The organism is Bartonella sp. LB28NMGDW (assembly GCF_042194435.1).
Lineage (GTDB): Bacteria > Pseudomonadota > Alphaproteobacteria > Rhizobiales > Rhizobiaceae > Bartonella > Bartonella grahamii.
Genome location: NZ_JBHIMX010000043.1, coordinates 1 through 4022 on the forward strand (window position 1 = coordinate 1; position 4022 = coordinate 4022).

Sequence of the window (4022 nt, forward strand, 5' to 3'; positions counted from 1 at the left end):
TCCGCTTCACTAGGCGCTCTTCCCAACAGACGGCTTAAATGATTGCGATTATCAAGTGTCAACCGCCCCATGGCATCAGCTGCTTGCATGGGATCAAACCTATCCTGCAAACCATATTGTTTGGCGGTGCTGTCTATAAATTGATACAACCCACCAGCAGAAGAGCGGGGATTCCTTGCATTCGGATTGCCTCCACTTTCCACTTGCGCAACACGGTATAAATAACTCTCTGGCAAACCATATCGCGCTGCTGCTTGACGGATCGCTTGATTGACAGAAGGACTATAACGGGTCATTTCGCATACTCTATTGAAGCACTAGGACCTAACCCTTTTGCTACAGCTCTAGAAACAATCTTCAAGCCTTCATCCGTTATCACACCGGCTTTATGCCACTTCAAAGCACTTTGAATCAATTTGGCAATTTCATTGCGCTCCATTCCTTTAACGCCAAAAGTTGCTAACTTCGCTATACCGCGCTCTAGCTCTTGTCTTGCCCGTAGCGCCTCTGGGGCATTTGGATGAAAAAATATGTTTCGTGCTAATTTTAAGCCTTGAGCTGGTATATCAGGAATACTATGTGGTACACGAACTCCATCAAAAAGAGAAAACTCAGGAATGCCTTCAAATTTGCTAAAACCCTCTTTTGCTGCATCAGAATAGAATTGCTCCTGATCTACTGCCTTTTTAAAAGTAGAAAACCGCTCCGGTCCTATGGTTCTTTCAAGATTCTCAGACGCAAGATTTTGTTTTAAAAGTTTAGAAAATTCATTAATAGGGTCATCATTTTTTCTGAGTAAATCATCTAATGCATCTCTCATGCCCATCTGATAGGTATTATTTTGTTTTGTCCAATTCCCTTTAGAAAGATTTTCCTGAACTGCATCCCTTTCAAAACTCTTTTCAAGCTTTGTTCCAAAAGCTTGTCTACCTTCCTCAAAGCTATCTGCAAAGTTTTTGAATTTTGCCGCACTACCGCGTGCTGCTTTGTACGTAGGAGAGATTTCGTCCATTATTTTTACCAAATTTTGTTTGAGGACTTCGTATCCTAAAACCTTCTGGTTATCACCATGTTTCTTACTTTTTTCGATTAAATCATCAAGAGACTGCTTAGTTTGATCTAATAACTCTATCGTAGGTTTATAGGTTATACTGCTAAATCTTCTATCATAAAACCTTCTAGGATTTATACTGAGAGGGTGTTCCTCTAAAGTATTGACAGCTTCTTTAAGAGCTTTTTGAAACCCTTTATTTTCAAAAAGTTTATTAAGAGCCGGATAATACTCTCGTCCTATCGGCGTTTGCCTTGCTTGTTCATAAAGATGATCATGTGCTTCTTTCCCTTGCTGTTTAAGTGTCCTGCTTAAAGTATCGCTATGCTGGTATGGAACAATTGTCTGCTCCATCATATCATCAAGACGTTGAACAGAACCGCCTAATCTTTTCTCATGCGCTTGTTTCAAAAGATGATAAACATCTTCATTTGTTTTAGACGCATTCCACAAAGTCTGTCGTAGTTTTTCATTAATATCTGTCAAAAATACTTCCTGAGGTTCTGAGCTAAGACGTTCCGTGATCTTTTGGGTTTTATTATCGTAAAGTTGTTTGGCAACTTCTCGCAAAGCCTTATTGGAAACCTCTTTATGAGCAGGATTAAAATAATTCCTTACAAGTGGAGGTGATTTTAAAGCATTTACAAGTAAACCACCTAACTTAGAAACCCCCGCACCTGCTAAACTAGCAGCTGGTGTCAAAACTGCCCCACCAACACCACCAGCTAACGCCGAATTCACCGTATCATTGTAACCTTCTCCAGCACCAGAACCATGTAAAGCTCCAGAGCCTGCCCCAACAAGAGCTCCCCTACCTAAACCTCCTAAAATCGAACCTGCTCGCAAAAAATTTAAAGCAGGGATCCCCAATGATGCTATTGTTGGTAAAATCGAACCAGCAATATAAGCACCAGAAGACCACCATGGATGTTTCTCTTCCAAAGCTTTTTGGTAAGCACGTTCTTTGGCTACTCTTCTGTTATAAACCTCTTCTGCCTTTTTATCGCCGCTCCAATAATCCCTCACACCTGCTTCACGTACTGCTTTCATTTCGTCAAAATAACCTGCCGTTGCACCAGATGCGCTATGTCTCATAACCGCATCCAACCACGTAAGATCTTTATCATCAAATGAAAAATCATTAGATGTTTCTTGAGTATTAGGAATATCCTCAGCAATACCAATCACTTTATATTTCCTAGCCCACTCAGGGAGACGTGATTTATCATAATCCTTAAGTTCAGGATAATCTGTTTCCTTTTGAACATCTTCAGCAATACCAATAACCTTATACTTTCTAGCCCATTCAGGAAGAAGTGACTTATCATAATTCTTAAGTTCAGACATGAAACATAACCTATTTTCTTATAGTCATTCTTTTACCATCGGCATCAATAACAATAAAATCTGCCCCTTTCGGTAAGGCTTCAATTTCTTCTGCACTTTTTACTACAGGCGCATTTGCACTATGTCCTTGCTGTGGAGCTTTAGAATGCGGCTGTGATGTAACCTTATCAACATTCTCTTGCGTTAATGCAATGCTATTGTTTTCCAGCAAATCCAATACGTCTGATTTCATCTTACCCAAAATCTCATGGATTTTTTTCAACCTAAACAAGAGCTCTTTATGACCCAAGTTGTACTTTATCTCTCCTAAATAGCTCTTTAAGATATCAAGTTCTCTTTCTGTGAGATTCCCAAAACCTGAGGCGCCATTACGCGAATACTGTCTCATCGTTTCTAAACGATCAATACCTATACGATTTTTAATGGAATCAAGCAGTGAACTCATATCACGGTGTTGAGGAACACCCAACTGAGCTTGTATACTAGCCGCATTACCTGTAGCCCATTCACCATTTTCTTCTATATAGTTCATAAAACGTTCAATGTCATGGAGTGTATTATTACTGATAGTTTCTCTATTTTTAAGCTCTATCGTTTCTCGTAGGCGGTCCAATTCTTCTTTAGATCTAGCATCATAACCGCCGTTCGCTTTTTGTAATAGAAAAGCATTCAACGCATCTTTATTCCCAGCCATGAACCGCGCTTCTTCTTCGCTATAGCCTTTGGACTTTAGATACTCGACGGTCTGATTAACCTGCCCTCTTTGTTTATCACCTTCATTAAGATGCTTCACACCACTTGCAAGCGCATCCCATCCAGAACCATCTGTGGGTGCTGCCGCCATACCTGCAAAAAGATCTTTGAGCTTCTGATACGCATCTGATTGAAAAAACTTATAAGTATTGGACTGTAAAAATTTCTCTGCATCTGTCAGTTCAGGAGTCGGTGTTGGGGAAGCGGGTGCTAATGGTTGCGTTTGTTCATTAACATGAGGTTTTAGTTCTTGTGGAGTACTCTCTAGTGCATTTGGCATGGGTGGATGTTGATCAAATCCAAGAGGCATTTCCGCTTTAGGAGCCGTATAGGGCATAAATGGTCCATATGGATTCAGACTATTCTGTAAATAGGGGTTGGATGGGGCTTGTGCTTCATTTATATTATCCAGAATACTCCCAATCGCCCCACCAATTACTAAAGGATTCTTCAGGTTTGGTTTCATTAATTGTCCCAATCCTTTCGCCCCTGTAACCATTTTTGGAGCTACTCTGGGATAAAGATACCTAAAAATATGAGGTCCATATCTCAATGCTGCCCCACCTGCTACCCCAGCAGCTAAGCCTAATAATGGAAATGCCATCACACTCTCCTACAAAACTATTCTTTAATTATTCTCCAGAGCTTTCTTTTGATTCATGTAATCTAAAAAAAACTTGGATGCTCCTCCTGCCAACGCTGCTCCCATTGGACCACCTGCCATATAACCAAAAGCCATCGGTGCTGCTTGAAGTGCCAGAGAACCTATAGCCCCTACATTTTTCCATGGGTTATTGCCTTGCATCATAGAGGCTGTATTATTATTCGTCGTCGTGCCGTAATTCCTTGCAAAGCCATGACCGGCGTTCAT

3 protein-coding genes and 1 pseudogene are annotated in these 4022 nt (G+C 40.7%); all 4 read right to left on the bottom strand.

Annotated elements, in window-relative coordinates:
* Window positions 1–296 (bottom strand): transglycosylase SLT domain-containing protein (locus ACFIKG_RS08715; RefSeq protein ID WP_375652135.1); only part of this gene is annotated, 296 nt, incomplete at its 3' end.
* A complete protein-coding gene (locus ACFIKG_RS08720; protein ID WP_375652136.1) occupies window positions 293–2398 on the bottom strand; it encodes a glycine zipper family protein in 2106 nt (701 codons plus the stop codon). The genes ACFIKG_RS08720 and ACFIKG_RS08715, both read right to left, overlap by 4 nt.
* Window positions 2399–2408: 10 nt before the next feature.
* Window positions 2409–3755: a hypothetical protein gene (locus ACFIKG_RS08725; RefSeq protein WP_375652137.1), complete on the bottom strand. Its 1347-nt coding sequence runs from the start codon at window positions 3753–3755 to the stop codon at window positions 2409–2411.
* Window positions 3756–3779: 24 nt separating this feature from the next.
* Window positions 3780–4022 (bottom strand): annotated as a pseudogene (locus ACFIKG_RS08730) (hypothetical protein); the annotation flags it as partial.